13 protein-coding genes, 1 tRNA gene and 1 pseudogene are annotated in these 14765 nt (G+C 66.0%); 9 read left to right on the top strand and 6 right to left on the bottom strand.

Going from position 1 to position 14765, the window contains the following annotated elements:
- The first annotated feature begins 49 nt into the window (after positions 1-49).
- The 7 genes from ACED67_RS12105 to ACED67_RS12075 all read left to right on the top strand — a co-directional run bounded on the left by ACED67_RS12105 (position 50) and on the right by ACED67_RS12075 (position 7874).
- The gene (locus tag ACED67_RS12105) at positions 50-703 is read left to right on the top strand and encodes a GntR family transcriptional regulator (protein ID WP_395541899.1); all 654 of its coding nucleotides are present in this window, start codon (positions 50-52) and stop codon (positions 701-703) included.
- 169 nt (positions 704-872) lie between these two features.
- Positions 873-2273, top strand: a complete 1401-nt coding sequence (locus ACED67_RS12100) for an aspartate aminotransferase family protein (RefSeq protein WP_395541898.1) — start codon at positions 873-875, stop codon at positions 2271-2273.
- A gap of 197 nt (positions 2274-2470) precedes the next feature.
- Positions 2471-3127, top strand: coding sequence for a hypothetical protein (locus tag ACED67_RS12095; RefSeq protein WP_395541896.1), 657 nt, complete (start codon positions 2471-2473; stop codon positions 3125-3127).
- A gap of 177 nt (positions 3128-3304) precedes the next feature.
- Complete coding sequence (locus tag ACED67_RS12090) at positions 3305-4339, top strand: cysteine synthase A (protein ID WP_395541895.1); 1035 nt, start codon at positions 3305-3307, stop codon at positions 4337-4339.
- Between the two features lie 5 nt (positions 4340-4344).
- Positions 4345-6852 carry a DUF3772 domain-containing protein gene (locus tag ACED67_RS12085; protein ID WP_395541893.1) on the top strand — a complete coding sequence of 836 codons (2508 nt, stop codon included), beginning with the start codon at positions 4345-4347 and terminating at the stop codon, positions 6850-6852.
- The gene (locus tag ACED67_RS12080) at positions 6849-7568 is read left to right on the top strand and encodes an alanyl-tRNA editing protein (RefSeq protein ID WP_395541892.1); all 720 of its coding nucleotides are present in this window, start codon (positions 6849-6851) and stop codon (positions 7566-7568) included. The genes ACED67_RS12085 and ACED67_RS12080 overlap by 4 nt, the downstream gene beginning before the upstream one ends.
- 216 nt (positions 7569-7784) lie before the next feature.
- A tRNA-Ser gene (locus ACED67_RS12075) sits at positions 7785-7874 on the top strand.
- 432 nt (positions 7875-8306) lie between these two features.
- On the opposite strand, the gene ACED67_RS12070 is transcribed toward ACED67_RS12075, so the two are convergent.
- From ACED67_RS12070 to ACED67_RS12050, 5 genes are all read right to left on the bottom strand, one after another.
- On the bottom strand, positions 8307-9968 hold the full coding sequence (locus ACED67_RS12070) for a recombinase family protein (RefSeq protein ID WP_395541891.1): 1662 nt from the start codon (positions 9966-9968) through the stop codon (positions 8307-8309).
- Entirely contained in the window at positions 9965-10420 is a 456-nt protein-coding gene (locus ACED67_RS12065) for a DUF2924 domain-containing protein (RefSeq protein ID WP_395541889.1), read from the bottom strand. The genes ACED67_RS12070 and ACED67_RS12065 overlap by 4 nt, the downstream gene beginning before the upstream one ends.
- The gene (locus ACED67_RS12060; protein ID WP_395541887.1) at positions 10417-10851 is read right to left on the bottom strand and encodes a DUF3489 domain-containing protein; all 435 of its coding nucleotides are present in this window, start codon (positions 10849-10851) and stop codon (positions 10417-10419) included. Before ACED67_RS12060 ends, ACED67_RS12065 begins: the two co-directional genes overlap by 4 nt.
- A gap of 147 nt (positions 10852-10998) precedes the next feature.
- Entirely contained in the window at positions 10999-11808 is an 810-nt protein-coding gene (locus ACED67_RS12055; protein WP_395541885.1) for an ImmA/IrrE family metallo-endopeptidase, read from the bottom strand.
- Between the two features lie 19 nt (positions 11809-11827).
- Positions 11828-12163, bottom strand: a complete 336-nt coding sequence (locus tag ACED67_RS12050; RefSeq protein ID WP_395541883.1) for a helix-turn-helix domain-containing protein — start codon at positions 12161-12163, stop codon at positions 11828-11830.
- A gap of 127 nt (positions 12164-12290) precedes the next feature.
- On the opposite strand from ACED67_RS12050, the gene ACED67_RS12045 reads away from it, so the two are divergent.
- Entirely contained in the window at positions 12291-13622 is a 1332-nt protein-coding gene (locus tag ACED67_RS12045) for a site-specific DNA-methyltransferase (protein WP_395541882.1), read from the top strand.
- The gene (locus tag ACED67_RS12040; protein WP_395541880.1) at positions 13619-14338 is read left to right on the top strand and encodes a DUF5681 domain-containing protein; all 720 of its coding nucleotides are present in this window, start codon (positions 13619-13621) and stop codon (positions 14336-14338) included. Before ACED67_RS12045 ends, ACED67_RS12040 begins: the two co-directional genes overlap by 4 nt.
- A 309-nt stretch (positions 14339-14647) precedes the next feature.
- Here the strand turns inward: ACED67_RS12040 and ACED67_RS12035 are convergent.
- Positions 14648-14765 (bottom strand): annotated as a pseudogene (locus ACED67_RS12035) (DDE-type integrase/transposase/recombinase); the annotation flags it as partial.

The raw sequence follows: 14765 nt of genomic DNA, 5'->3' as shown, positions 1-14765 counted from the left end.
TGTGCGGGCAGGGGCGTCATAAAGGGCCTCTCGACAGGGCAAGAGGGCCATGGACGCAGACAGCCGCAAGATCCCGACCCATGAGCTGACCTATGCGCGGTTGCGCGACATGGTGCTTTACGGCCATCTCGCTCCGGGCCAGCCGGTGACGATTCAGGGACTGATCCAAGAACTGGGCGCGGGCATGACGCCGGTGCGCGAGGCGCTGCGGCGCCTGATCGCCGAGGGCGCGCTTTTGCTGCAGGACAATCGCCGCGTGGCGGTGCCGCAGATGACAGCGGGAATGCTGGATGAAGTGGCCTTTGCCCGGCTGACCATCGAGCCGAAACTGGCCGAGATGGCGGCGGCGCGGCTGACGCCGGCACTGATCGCGCGGCTGACCGCGGCGGATGACCGGGTGGATGCGGCAATCAAGGCCGGCAACATTCCCGATTACCTTCAGGCCAATCACGCCTTCCATTTCACGCTTTACGAGGCCTCGCAGGCGCCCGTGCTTCTGGACATAGCCCGGTCGCTCTGGCTGCGGGCCGGGCCGTCCTTGCGGGTGGTGATCGCGCGCTACGGCAAGGCGGGCCTGCCCGACCAGCATCACGAGGCGCTGGCAGCGATGCGCGCGGGCGATGCGACCGCGCTGGCCCAGGCCGTCGCGCGCGACATCCAGCAGGGCGTCGATCAGGTGCGCCAGGCGCTGGCCGAGGTCTGACCCAGGCTCCGGGGCGGCTTTCAGCGGGGCCTGACCTTTCTGCCCTTTGCGCATGGTGCCACCGCGTTGTCGCATAATTTGATCAAATTCCTTGAAGCCGGGACCGTGCCGATCTATCCTGTGGTCAGACGGCGCAGTCGCCGCCGATTCCTGCCAATGAGGTCTGGCCATGAACATGATCACCAACAACCTGCCCACGGCCGAATTGCAGCGGCTGGATGCGGCGCATCACTTTCATCCGTTCACCGACAAGGCTGAACTGGCCAAGAAGGGCGCGCGGGTCATCCTGCGCGGCGAGGGCGTCTGGCTGACCGACAGCGAGGGTCATCGCATCCTGGACGGCATGGCGGGCCTGTGGTGCGTGAACATCGGCTATGGCCGCAAGGAACTGGGCCAGGTCGCGGCGCGGCAGATCGAGGAACTGCCTTATTACAACACCTTCTTCCAGACGACCCATGTTCCGGCCATCGCGCTGGCGGCGAAGCTGGCGGAACTTGCGCCCGGCGATCTGAACCACGTTTTCTTCGCGGGTTCGGGATCCGAGGCGAATGACACCAATATCCGCCTGGTCCGCCGCTACTGGCAGGTCAAGGGCCAGCCCGAAAAGCGCGTGATCATCGCCCGCTGGAACGGCTATCACGGCTCGACCATGGGCGGCGGCAGCCTTGGTGGCATGAAGCCGATCCATGCCCATGGCGGCATGATCGACGGCATCGCCCATATCGGCCAGCCGCATTGGTGGGCCGAGGGCGGCGACATGACGCCCGAGGAATTCGGGCTGATGCGCGCACGCGAGCTGGAAGCCAAGATCGAGGAGCTGGGTGCCGACAAGGTGGCGGCCTTCATCGGCGAGCCGGTGCAGGGCGCCGGCGGCGTGATCATTCCGCCCGCGACTTATTGGCCGGAAATCCAGCGCATCTGCGACAAGTACGGTATCCTCTTGATCGCCGATGAGGTCATCACCGGCTTTGGCCGCACCGGCAACTGGTTCGGCAGCCAGACCTTTGGCATCAAGCCGCATATCATGACCATCGCCAAGGGCCTGTCCTCGGGCTATCAGCCGATCGGCGGTTCGATCGTCTGCGACGAGGTGGCCGAGGTTGTCGGCTCGGGTGGCGAGTTCTTCCACGGCTATACCTATAGCGGCCATCCGGTCGCGGCGGCGGTTGCGCTGGAAAACCTGCGGATCATGCAGGATGAAGGCGTGGTCGAACATGTGCGCGACGTCGCGAACCCCTATCTGGCCGAACGCTGGGCGGCGCTGGCGGATCATCCGCTCGTGGGCGAGGCCAAGCTTGTCGGCCTGATGGGCAGCATCGCGCTGACCCCCGACAAGGCCAAGCGGGCCAAATTCGCCAGCGAAGAGGGCAAGGTCGGCTACAAGATCCGCGAACGCTGCTTTGCGAATGACCTGATCATGCGCCATGTCGGCGACCGTATGATCATCTCGCCGCCGCTGGTGATCACGCCCTCGGAGATCGACGTGCTGATCGAACGGGCGAAGAAATCGCTCGACGAGGGGCTGAAGGTCATCAGGGACGAGGGTCTGATGGTCGCCGCCAAGGGCTGAGATCATTCAGCATAGGTTTGAAAGGGGCGCCGCTGCATGGGGCGCCCCTTTTTCTTTGGTGTTCTCAATGGGGAAGCTTCGTCCCTTCCGGTTCTGGTTTTCTTGGGCGGAAAGCCTCACCTTGTCGTGCGGCGGCGTGGCGCGGCAGGGGCGATCCGTGCAAGAATGGACCAAACGCCCCTGAGCGGAGGTTCCCGGTGATGCGTCTGACCCTGTCGAAATCCCTGAGCGCCCTTGCGCTGTCGCTGGTGCTTCTGGCCCCTGCGATGGCCGCGGCCCGGTGCGTCGAGGCCGCTGACCTGCGCGCGGGCATCACCTTCAAGCGGCAGGACGGACGGCTGGGCACCGTGCGTGCGGGCAAGGATCGCGGTGTGGTTCTGGTGGATTACGATTCCGCCTCGGCGGTGTCGCGCGACAGCCGCCGGTCGTTGTGGGGCGTCTACGAGACGCGGACCACGCGGAACGGCCGGGACGGCGAAACCGTGATTTCCTGGAAGTTCGATCCGCGCCCGAAAGAGCCGCAGGCCGGTGGCGGCTGGGCCGGATCCCTGCGCGAAGGGCGCCGGGGCGCGGGCGAGACCGGTCGGCTTCCAGGGTTCGGATCGGTGGAGCAAAGCGAAAAGGATGCGGTGCACAAGGGCATCCGGGCGCTGCGGGTCAGCTATTCCTTCCTGCCCGAGCGGGTGGTGAAACTCTCCGGGTGCAAATATCGTGTTGTGCCGGTCGAGGCGGTCTTCGCCGGGGCGGGCGAGGGCTTTTCGCGGCGATGGGTCTATTTCACCGATCTGGGCTTTGGGCTTGAGACAAGGCGCGATGGCGAGGGCAATGGCATTGTCGCGCTGGTGGTGCGGTAGCAGCGTCTTGCCGGAGGAAAGATCCGCTCCGCCCGGTCCGATCTATCTTGGCGCTGTCAAGCTGCGCGCCATGTGGTTCACAACCTGTAGCCAGCCCTTGCCGCACCGCCTGCGGCGGCTTGAGTTTGCCGGGCCGCTTGCCTACACCTGAGGCAGAGTAACGAAGGAAGCCCCGAGATGCATATTCAGGAAGATCTGGCCGCCGCAATCGGCAATACGCCGCTTCTGAAGCTGCGCCGCGTCAGCGAGATGACCGGCTGCACCATCCTGGGCAAATGCGAATTCATGAATCCCGGCCAGTCGGTCAAGGACCGCGCCGCGCTGTTCATCATCCGCGACGCGATCGCCAAGGGCCAGCTGCGCCCGGGCGGCACCATCGTCGAGGGCACGGCGGGCAATACCGGGATCGGGCTGGCGCTGGTGGGCGCGTCGATGGGGTTCAAGACCGTCATCGTGATCCCGGAAACCCAGAGCCAGGAAAAGAAGGACATGATCCGCCTGGCCGGGGCCGAGCTGGTGCAGGTGCCGGCGGCACCTTACAAGAATCCCAACAATTACGTGCGCTATTCGGGTCGTCTGGCCGAGGCGCTGGCGCGGACCGAGCCGAATGGCGCGATCTGGGCCAACCAGTTCGACAATGTCGCCAATCGTCAGTCGCATATCGAGACGACCGGGCCGGAAATCTGGACCCAGCTTGACGGCAAGGTCGATGGCTTCGTCTGCGCCGTGGGCAGCGGGGGGACGTTGGCGGGGGTGGGGCTTGCCTTGCAGCCCAAGGGCGTGAAGATCGGCTTGGCCGATCCCGAAGGCGCGGCATTGCACGCCTATTACACCAAGGGTGTGTTCGAAAGCCCGGGCAACTCGATCACCGAGGGCATCGGCCAGGGTCGGATCACCGCGAATCTGGAAGGCTTTACCCCGGATTTCAGCTGGCGGATCTCGGATGCCGAGGCGCTGCCCTATGTCTTCGACCTCGCCCGTGACGAGGGGCTGTGCATGGGCGGCTCGACCGCGATCAACATCGCGGGGGCGGTGCGCATGGCCAAGGAAATGGGGCCGGGCCATACGATCGTGACCATCCTGTGTGACTATGGCAGCCGCTACCAGTCGAAGGTCTGGAACCCGGCCTTCCTGAAGGAAAAGGGCCTGCCCGTGCCCGACTGGCTGGACCGCGCGCCGCGGGCGCTGCCTTCGGTCTACGAGGAGGCGTGAGGCCGGTGGCGGCGGCAAAATTGCGGGCATTGCTGCACGGGCTGATCCCGGTTCTGGCGCTGGTTTTGACGCTGGGCCTTGCGGCGGCACCGGAGCGGGCTTTCGCGCAGGACGCTGCGGCCGACACCCAGACCGCGGTCGATTATGCCGATTGGCGCGCCACGGCCGAGGCGGCCGAGGCAGAGATCGGCAATGCCAATATCTCTGACGAGCGGCTGGAAGAGCTGCGCGGCCAGCTTGCGCAATGGCGTGCCGCGCTTTTGACCGCGCAGACCGCCAATTCCTCGCGCATCGCGACGGTGAAGGAACAGGTTGCGGCGCTAGGCCCCGCACCGGCCGAGGGCGAGACCGAAGCGCCGGAAATCGCGGATCGGCGCAGCGAGCTGGCCGATCAGATGGTCAAGCTTCAGGCACCGGGCATCGCCGCCGAAGAAGCCTATCGCCGCGCCGACGGGCTGATCCGCGAGATCGACGGGATGCTGCGCGACCGGCAGGCGGACCAGCTGTTGCAGCTTTGGCCCGCGCCGGTGAACCCGCAGAACTGGCCCGAGGCGGCGGTCGGCATCTCGGATACGCTGTTGCAGCTTTGGGATGAGACCAGTTCGGGCTGGACCGACCGCGAGCAGCGTGCGGCCTTTTTCGACAACCTGCCGCTGATCCTTCTGCTTCTGGTCGTCTGGGTGGCGCTGGCGATCTATGCCCGCGCCTTCATCGAGCGTTTCGTCGACCGCTTGCAGGCCGGCGGCTCCGAGGCGCGGCGGCGGGTTCTGTCGCTTGTCGCCTCGCTGGGTCAGGTGGCGGTGCCAACGCTGGGTATGGTGGCGCTGGCGGGTGCGCTGATCTCCAGCCATTTGCTGGGAATGATCAGCACCCGCGTGGCCATGGCGCTGCCGGTGATGGGCCTTGCGGTGTTTCTGGCGGCCTGGCTGGGCGGCCGGGCCTTTCCGCGTGTGCAGGGCGAGCATGCCGTTCTGCCGATGGCCGATGAGCGCCGCGCCGAAGGGCGGTTTCTGGCGACGATGCTGGGGCTGGTTCTGGCGGCCGACATGCTGCGCAGCGTCGCGATGGATGCGCAAAGCTATTCCGATGCGGTGACGGCGACGGCGACCTTTCCGGTTCTGGTGGCGGGCGGGCTCTTGCTTTGGCGCACGGGGAGGGTGCTGCGCAGGGGCGTGACCGGCGCGGGCGAGACGAATTATACGCTGACGCTGTTGGGCCTTTTGGCGCGGGGCCTTGCGGTCGTGGGCATCGTCGGGCCCTTGCTGGCGGCGGCGGGCTATGTCGCGGCGGGCCGCGCGTTGATCTTTCCGGCCATCCTGACGCTGGGTCTGGTGACGGTCGTTCTGGTCTTGCAGCGGCTGGTGTCAGATCTGTGGTCTATGGTGACGCCCGGCGAGGAGCGGGCCGAGGGCGACGGGCTGGTGCCGGTGCTGGTCGGCTTTGCACTGACACTTCTGGCCCTGCCGATCCTTGCGCTGGTCTGGGGCGCGCGGTTCAGCGACCTGACCGAGCTGTGGACGCGGTTCCGCGAAGGCTTTCAGATGGGCGATACGCGGATCTCGCCCACGGTCTTCCTGCTGTTCGTGCTGATCTTTCTGGCGGGATTCCTGGTCACGCGGCTGTTCCAGGGGGCGCTGAAGAACTCGATCCTGCCGCGGACGAAGCTGGATCGCGGCGGACAGACCGCCATCGTCTCGGGCACGGGCTATGTCGGCATCTTCATCGCCGCGCTGATCGCGATCAATGCGACCGGGATCGACCTGTCGGGTCTGGCCATAGTCGCCGGTGCCCTGTCGGTTGGCATCGGTTTCGGCCTTCAGAATATCGTGCAGAATTTCGTCTCGGGTATCATCCTGTTGATCGAGCGGCCGGTGTCGGAAGGCGACTGGATCGAGGTCGGCGGCGTGCAGGGCATCGTTAAGTCGATCTCGGTGCGCTCGACCAAGGTGCAGACCTTCGACCGCACCATGGTGATCGTGCCCAATGGCGATCTGGTCAGCCAACAGGTCAAGAACTGGACGCGTTTCGGTCTGGCCGGACGGCTGATCGTGCCGGTCGGCGTGGCCTTTGGCACGGATACGCGCAAGGTCGAGCGGGTGCTGCGCGAGATTGCCGAGGCGCAGCCGCTGGTGGTGCTGAACCCGCCGCCCAATATCGTCTTCCAGGGCTTCGGCGCCGATGCGATGAATTTCGAGATCAGGGTGATCCTGCGCGACGTGAACTTCTCGTTGACGGTGAAGACCGACATCAACCACGCCATCGTCAAACGGTTCGAAGAAGAAGGGATCGAGATCCCCTTCGCCCAGTCGGAAATCACCCTGCGCAATGCCGATGAGATCGGTCGGGCGCTGGCGGGGCTGGCGCTTTCGGGGGGCGCGGCTGCGGTATTTCACCATGGCGGGATGCCGCCGCCGAACGCCGTGCCGCCGGTCGATCCGCGCCGGGGCGCGCCAGAGGAATATGAGGAGGGGCTGCCCGAGGCGGAAGAGGATGCAGACGGGGATCAGCGATGACCGAGCTTCTGTTCCGCGCCGATGCCTATCTTCAGGATTGCGACTGCACGGTCACCGGCCACACGCCGGAGGGCGGCATCGAGGTTGACCGCAGCGTCTTTTACCCGACCGGCGGCGGCCAGCCCGGCGACAGCGGCTGGCTGGTCTGGAATGGTGGTCGCATGCCGATCGCGACGGCGGTGAAGGGGGCGGGGGGCGCGGTGGTGCTGGTTCCGGCCGAACCGCTGGCGCTGCCCGCCGTGGGCACGGGCCTGCTCCAGGTCATCGACTGGGAGCGCCGCCATCGCCACATGCGCATCCATACCGCGCTGCATCTTCTGTCGGTGGTGATCCCGCTGCCGGTCACCGGCGGCCAGATCGGGGCCGAACGCGGGCGGCTGGATTTCGACATGCCGGAGGCGCCGGCGGATGTGCCGGCGCTGGAGCGGCGGCTGAACGGGCTGATCGAGGCCGATCTGAAAGTGAGCGAAAGCTGGATCAGCGATGAGGAGCTGCTGGCCAATCCCGGGCTGGTCAAGACGCTGTCGGTGCGCCCGCCGATGGGGCAGGGCAGGGTGCGGCTGGTGCGGATCGGCGCGGGGGCGGGGCAGGTGGATCTGCAACCCTGCGGCGGCACCCATGTCGCGCGGACCGGCGAGATCGGCCAGGTCACGATCGACAGGATCGAGAACAAGGGCCGCCAGAACCGTCGGGTGACGCTCTCTCTGGCAGACTGACGCGAGGCGATCCCCCGCCCCGGTATCCAGGGCCGCGCGGGGGCCGTCGCCCTTGGCCGGACGCGGCCGGAAGACCCGCATCTTGGGCCGCGCTGCCCTGTCGGGCCAGAGCGGCCAAACGTCCGACCCGGCGCTGCATGGCGCGCTGACAAGCGGGGTTTCTTGCGCGCGCCCCCCCTTGCCGCCGCCACCCACCCCGGTATAAGACCGCGCGACGGACAGTTGGCCGAGTGGTCGAAGGCGCACGCCTGGAAAGTGTGTAGGCGGGGAACCGTCTCGAGGGTTCGAATCCCTCACTGTCCGCCATAACATATTGATATCGCACGATTTTTCGGTTTCCGCCGATATACCCGCGTGTTTCCGGGGGTTAGGCGTGCTGTTCTTGGACGGAGACGCTCCACCTCCCTGATCTTCCCTGCAATTTGGCCCCGCGTCTCCGCAGGCGGCGCGCCCGGTTCGGTTTGGGGTCGATGCAAGAACAGGGAATTAACAGGGATTATCCGATTTTCCGGGCCGATCCTGAGATTTCGGCCTCGGAAAAATCGCGAAATTTCCGTGGGTTGCGGGCAAATTCCCTGCTCGACAGGAACAGGGAACTTAAATCAGCGGAGCAGGGAATATAAATTAACAGAACAGGGAAGGAATTGGGAAGAACAGGGAAGCCTGGGTTTTTGGGTTCTGAGGCGCGGACGACCTGCGCCGGTCTCACCCAGCGATCTTCCGGACGGCTTTCCTGCGTCAGGGGATTTCGAAGAACCGGGCCTGTTCGGTCCAGTCCAGGGGTATATCCTCACGGATGAACTGCGCTACCGAGACGTGTGGCGGCTGCCGCCCGTCGAGGATCGCGGCCTGCAGTTTCGGCGCGAGGAAAGCCAGAGGGATGCGGGTGCGGATATAGGGCTCGGACCGCCCTGTCTTGCGGGCGATCTCGGTCAGGGAGGTGCCCCGGCGCAAGGCCCGCGCCCAGAGATGGGCCTCGGCGAGCGTGCGCTGCAGAACCTCGTCCCGTGCGGGCGCGGTCTCACCCGCGATGATCCGGGTCTCGACGCCGCGACGACGGAGCGCGAAGGCGCAGCGGACCCGCAGAAGGGTGTCCGACAGGGAGGCCTCCGGCACGTCAAGCGCCGCAGCGATCTTGCCTGGATCAAGCTCAAGCTGCAGCCTGCCCTGCGCGAGGGATCCCGACGCAATGAGGCTGCCAAGACGTGCTGTATCGCTTTCCAACCGATCGGCCAGGTCAGTCGCACGCCGCATCAGCTCGGCCGCACCCGTCGCCTCGGGCTGCGCCAGCAGCGCATGGCCTGAGGCGGCGCGCCGGAGATGCGCGACCACGAGGTGCCGGAGCGTGGTCTCCAGCGCGTCGGCAGGCAGTCGCCAGCCGGTGGGATCCTTGCCCCCCGCGATCAGACGGTTCGAGACGTAATAGGCAAACCGTCGACCATGGCGCATTGTATGGGTCGGGGTCAGAAGATCCCCGGTCTCATCGCGTAGCTTGCCGGTCAGCGCACGCGGATCGGCGGGTGCCTCGCCGCGCCCACGCGGGCGTGCGGACGCAGCGATGAGCCTGGCCTGAACCTCTTCCCAGAGGGCTGCGTCGATGATCGCCGGATGCTGGCCGGGATAAGTCTGATCCTTGTGCCGGATGCGTCCGATGTAGACCGGGTTGGTCAGGAGATGATGCAACTGGCCGCGGGCAAAGGCCGCGCCGCCACGGAGGCGACCGGTCCGGGAGACCAGTCTCTTGGGCCGAAGCCCGCGTCGCTCGGCCTCGAGTTCCACGAGGCGCAGGTTGCCGAGATCGGCATAGAGGTGGAAGAGGTCCTTCACGACCTCGGCCTCGACCGGATTGACGACAAGCTCGCGGCGCTGCGGATCGGGGTGGCGGTCGTAACCAAGCGGCAGGGCGCCGCCCATCCAGAGGCCCTTCTTCTTCGAGGCGGCGATCTTGTCGTGGATGCGTTCGGCGGTGACCTCGCGCTCGAACTGGGCGAAGGAGAGAAGGACGTTGAGGGTCAGGCGTCCCATGGAGGTCGCGGTGTTGAAGGCCTGGGTGACGGAGACGAAGGAACAGCCCTTGGCGTCCAGCCGCTCGACCAGCCGACCGAAGTCGACGAGCGACCGGGTCAGACGGTCGATCTTGTAGACCACCACCATCCCGACGCGGCCGGCATCGATCTCGGCCAGCAGGCGCTGCAGGGCTGGGCGGTCGAGCGTTCCGCCGGAAAGGCCGCCATCATCGAAGCGCTCTGGTCCCAGTTTCCATCCCTCGTGCCTTTGGCTGGCGACATAGGCGGCACAGGCCTCGTATTGCGCGTCGAGCGAGTTGAACGCCTGATCGAGCCCCTCGTCCGTCGATTTGCGGGTGTAAATGGCACAGCGGATCACCGGCTTCTGGGTCATGCCGCGCGATCCAACCCGCTGCGCCTGGAGCACTTCGGTGCCCTGCTCTCGTCGACCGCGGCGACGATCCCGAAGAAGCGCGGTCCCGACCAGCGCGCCCCGGTGATGGCGCGGGCGATGGCGGAAAGCGAGCGGTGCCGGGCGCCGTTCCAGAGATAGCCATCGGGCAGGACATCGACGACATGGGTGGTTCCGTTCCAGGCGCGCAGAAGCCGGGCGCCGGGCTTCATCCGGGGCGTGGCCTTGCGCGCCTCGCCCGCGGCGATGCGGTCGAGCCGGGCGAGGAGCGCGGGCGGCAGGCCGCCAGACCTGCGCGCCTGCAGTTCAAAGGCGAGGAAGCGGCGCTGCATCGGCTGGCTCATGCTCGCGGGCACGTCGCCGCCGATGAGGTCGGACCAGAGCCGCGCGAGATCCGCCCGGCCAAGGCTCGCAAGATCGGCCAGCGTGGTCATGCGGAGGCCCTGACCGGCGTCGCGGCGAGGGCCGCGTCAACTTCGCCCTCAGCCGTGTCTCCCACGGTGACGCCGGTGCAGGCCCCTTCTGGACCATCCGGCCCGATCGCATAGCCGGTCGCCTCTCCGGCGCGGTGCCGGGTGACATCATGTCCTGCCTTCCTGAGGCCGGTCAGGGCGGCGCGGAGGGTATGGGCCTGCCAGCCGGTCGCGGCCATCAGGGCGGGGAGGGACGCGCCACCGGGTGCGGCCAGCATCGCGCGCAGGAGGGCGGACTTGGTAGGGCGCGGTGCTTTTGTTTGATCGGGCTCGTGGGAGCCGTTGTGGATCTTCCCCCTCGTGGCAACGGGGCTGCATGGAACTTCCGCCGCGCGGATCGCAATCCCCTCTTCCGGTTCGCTCTTGTTCATCGTCTTGCGGGCCTTCGTCATCGCGCTCTCCCTGGTTCCTGGGGCCCTGGCATCTTGCCGACCCCCGTACCGGGCAGAGCCCGGACGCGGCCGGGCACGGCAGGGAACAACGCTCGCGGGCCGGCTGAAGTCCAGTCTATTCTGGGAAGAAGAGCCGGTTCCGACGAATCACTCTTCGCCGTCACTGTCCTCGGGCAGCGTTGCCCAGAGCAGGGTCAGGCTGTGGCCATCCCTGCCGATCCGGACCTGCTCGAAGAGCTCGGGCAAATCGGGCTTGGTCCAGGCGGCAGGTGCGACCTCGGCCATCCGGCTCACCCCGGTTCCGCATATGGCAAGATGCCGCCTGGTCAGGCTCAGCGGCGGGATGCGGTCACCACGAGACCAGGTGATCCAGGGGAAGGACGGACCGCGGATGACATAGCGGATCATACCATCCTTCGCCCAGATCGCCGCCAGGGGTTCGTCATGGCGTTCGACCAGACAGCGCGTCGATGCCTCGAGGCTGAGATCGAGACTGCGGGCCAGTTCCATCGCCGCCTCGATCTCCGGATCGGCGCCCAGCATCGGCTCCAGCGCATGGTCGGGCGCAAGAAGACCGATGGCAAACTCGTTCGCCTCGACCTCCTGCTGGCGATGCTTCCTCAGGGACCGCGCCTGGCGCATGTCGTCGAGGCTGCAGCGCAGGACGCCATGCAGGCCCAGCTCGTGGCGTTCCATCAGGAAGTGCCCAAGCTCATGGCCGATGCCGAAGCGGGCTGCCTGTCGCCCGCGCCGCGTGTTGACCGCGATCTTGCCGCGGGTCCGGCGGCGATCGGTCAGGAGCATGCCCTCGCAACCATCCATCTCTTCCTCGCGCACCTCTTCGATGTCGAGCGCCAGTGCGATCTCCTTGACCGCGATCGGACCGGAGAGCGGACCGATCTGGCGGTGCACCGCCCGGGCAAGCGCACGGGGATTGGCAATGTCGGCAAGATCCACCCGATCGAGCTGCAGGGCGCTATTCCTCGCCCGAGCCGTCGGGTCCGGGCTTCATCGACCGCACCATGGATTCGACCAGCGCGAGATCCCGCGGCGACAGACCCTTCAGATCGCGGTGGATGCGGTTGATCCGCTGGTCTTCCGGGGAGGGGACAGATGCGGCGCCGGCCAGTTCTTCTGCACTGACGCCATAATAGGTCGCGAGCTTCTGCACGAGTTCGAAGGAGGGGTTCTTCGACCGTTCCTTCTCCAGCTCCCAGACATGCGCCTTCGACACGCCGACGGCATCGGCTACCGCCTGCAGCGAGACCTTGGCATTCTTGCGCAGGTCATAGAGGCGGTCGGCGAGGGACATGGCTGCGCTCCGTAAGATGTGACTGCCGCCAGGATATGCCATGATTGAACGCGAGGCCAGAGTAAGCTATATCTTACTATTGAGGCCGAGATGTCGGCTGACATGCCCTTGAAGAAAGGATTCCGGCATGAGACCGACCATCGAACAAATCGCGCCGGGCGACCTGCGCCCCTGGGCGCGCAACGCGCGGACCCATTCGAAGAAGCAGCTGCGCCAGATTGCGCAGTCGATCGAGACCTTCGGCTTCACCAACCCTGTGCTGATCGACCAGGCGAACACGATCCTGGCCGGCCATGGCCGGGTTGAGGCGGCGAAGCTTCTCGGCATGCCGACCGTGCCCTGTCTGCGCATCGAGCACATGACGCAGGCGCAGAAGCGGGCTTACGTCATCGCCGACAACAAGCTGGCGCTGAATGCGGGCTGGGACGAGGAGATGCTGGCCGAAGAGCTGAAGGGGCTTCTGGCGACCGAGGACCTTGGCGACCTCGGATTCGACATCGGGGTGATCGGCTTCGAGATCGCCGAGATCGACGCCCTGGTCGAGGGGTTGGTGCCCGAAGAGGCGGGGGATCCGGAGGAAGATGTCACGCCCGACCTCGCGCCCCGTCGGGTGAGCCCTGGCGATCAGTGGCAGCTCGGACCGCACCGGCTGGCCTGCGGGGATGCGCTTGATCCCCACGTGCTGGAGGACCTGATGCAGGGCGAACTGGCGCGGATGGTGTTCTCGGATCCGCCTTACAACGTGAAGATCGACGGGCATGTCGGGGGATCGGGCAAGGTGAAGCATCGCGAGTTCGCCATGGCTTCGGGTGAGATGAGCGAGGCGGAGTTCACCGGGTTCCTGACCCGCGCCCTGCGCAACATGGCGGAGCACAGCTGCGACGGGTCGATCCACTTCCTCTGCATGGACTGGCGCCACACGCGCGAGATGCTGGCCGCGGGCCATGAGGTCTATGACGAGTTGAAGAACCTGATCGTCTGGGCCAAGGACAATGGCGGGATGGGGACCTTCTATCGGTCCCGCCACGAGTTGATCTTTGCCTTCAAGAGGGGGACGGCGCCGCATGTGAACAGCTTCGAGCTGGGCCAGCATGGGCGCTACCGCACCAATGTCTGGACATATCGTGGGGTCAACACGATGCGGGCGGGCCGGATGGAAGAGCTGCGGCTGCATCCGACGGTCAAGCCGGTGCAGATGATTGCGGATGCGATGAAGGATGTCTCCGGCCGGGGCGAGATCGTCCTTGATGCCTTCGGGGGCTCGGGTTCGACGCTGATCGCGGCGGACAAAACCGGGCGCCGGGCGCGGCTGGTCGAGCTGGATCCGATCTATTGTGACCGCATCCTTGCCCGCTGGGAGGCGATCGCCAAGGACGAGGCCGAGCAGATCCTCTGCGGCTGGCCACGGTCGCAGGATCTGGCGCAGGATGTGGTGGCGCTGCGCGAGGCGGCGGAATGACGGCGCCCGGGCCTGGCAAGGGCAAGGGTCCGCTCGCGCCGCGGCGAGGCTACGAGGTCGGCTATGGCAAGCCGCCGGAGGCCACGCAGTTCCGCAAGGGGAAATCGGGCAATCCCCGCGGCCGCCCGAAAGGCTCGAAGAACAAGCTGCCCGCGCTGAACGAGGAACGGATGAAGGGGATCATCCTGGAGGAAGCCTATCGCAGCATCACCGTACGCGATGGCGCGCGCAATATCAGCGTTCCGATCGCGCGGGCGGTGCTGCGTTCGCTTGCCGTCAACGCGGTGAAGGGCCAGCACCGGTCGCAGCGCCTCTTCGCGGAACTGCTTTCCGCCGTCGAAACCTCAAACAAGCTCCTGAACGACGAATGGTTGGACACCGCCTTGACCTACAAGATCGAATGGGACCGCGAGCTGGAACGGCGCCGTGTCCTCGGCATCACCCATCTCCCCGATCCCCTGCCACATCCCGATCATGTCCGCATCGACATGCAACGCGGCACCGCCCGCGTCGTCGGGCCGGCGACAAAGGAGGAAAAGGCCACCTGGGACGCCTGGATGGCGTGCAAGCCCGACTTCGAGGCCGAGGTCGAGGAGCTTCAGCAACTCATCCTGACCGAAGAAGAGCCGGGCATGCGCAAGTTCCTCGAAGAGGACCTGGCACGGTCGCAGAAGATCGTGGCATTCCTGAACAAGGCCCAAAGAGGGGAAGGTTAGGGATAGGGCGGCTAAGGGCGGAAAGCCGTCTGACGGCAGCGCGGCGTGGCGGTCGCAGCAATCCTCGAAAATCGGTCATTCGCAAGAGCTGCAACGCCCACTCCGACCGACACTTCGCAAGGAGCGGAATGCGCCCTGTCGCTGCGTATGCTCGAATGGCCGATTTGGACCACGCTATTTAGGCGTTGGGCCGCCATCAGTAAGGGCTACTTCAGCAGCTTGATAGGTCTCAGCTGGTGTGGCCATAATCGCTTACTAATGAGAGACACATTGTGCCTAGGGGAAACGGAGACTGGTTCGCATTCGTCTGACAGCACCGTCGTAGCAGTTCCCGCGCCCGCTCATTGAGATCAGGATGCCGCGTTTGCGAAGCAGGGCCTGATAGTCGACCGAGCAGTATTGGGACCCGCGATCGGAATGATGGACC

The sequence above is a fragment of the Neotabrizicola paludis genome (assembly GCF_044142105.1).
Lineage (GTDB): Bacteria > Pseudomonadota > Alphaproteobacteria > Rhodobacterales > Rhodobacteraceae > Pseudogemmobacter.
The sequence above is the reverse complement of the archived record's forward strand: the minus strand, read 5'-3'. Positions and strand labels throughout refer to the sequence as shown.

Coding starts and splice junctions, on each gene's coding strand:
- ACED67_RS12080 (WP_395541892.1), top strand. CDS start 6,849: ATGACCGAGCTTCTGTTCCGCGCCGATGCCTATCTTCAGGATTGCGAC.
- ACED67_RS12105 (WP_395541899.1), top strand. CDS start 50: ATGGACGCAGACAGCCGCAAGATCCCGACCCATGAGCTGACCTATGCG.
- ACED67_RS12040 (WP_395541880.1), top strand. CDS start 13,619: ATGACGGCGCCCGGGCCTGGCAAGGGCAAGGGTCCGCTCGCGCCGCGG.
- ACED67_RS12090 (WP_395541895.1), top strand. CDS start 3,305: ATGCATATTCAGGAAGATCTGGCCGCCGCAATCGGCAATACGCCGCTT.
- ACED67_RS12070 (WP_395541891.1), bottom strand. CDS start 9,968: ATGACCCAGAAGCCGGTGATCCGCTGTGCCATTTACACCCGCAAATCG.
- ACED67_RS12045 (WP_395541882.1), top strand. CDS start 12,291: ATGAGACCGACCATCGAACAAATCGCGCCGGGCGACCTGCGCCCCTGG.
- ACED67_RS12050 (WP_395541883.1), bottom strand. CDS start 12,163: ATGTCCCTCGCCGACCGCCTCTATGACCTGCGCAAGAATGCCAAGGTC.
- ACED67_RS12100 (WP_395541898.1), top strand. CDS start 873: ATGAACATGATCACCAACAACCTGCCCACGGCCGAATTGCAGCGGCTG.
- ACED67_RS12065 (WP_395541889.1), bottom strand. CDS start 10,420: ATGACCACGCTGGCCGATCTTGCGAGCCTTGGCCGGGCGGATCTCGCG.
- ACED67_RS12060 (WP_395541887.1), bottom strand. CDS start 10,851: ATGACGAAGGCCCGCAAGACGATGAACAAGAGCGAACCGGAAGAGGGG.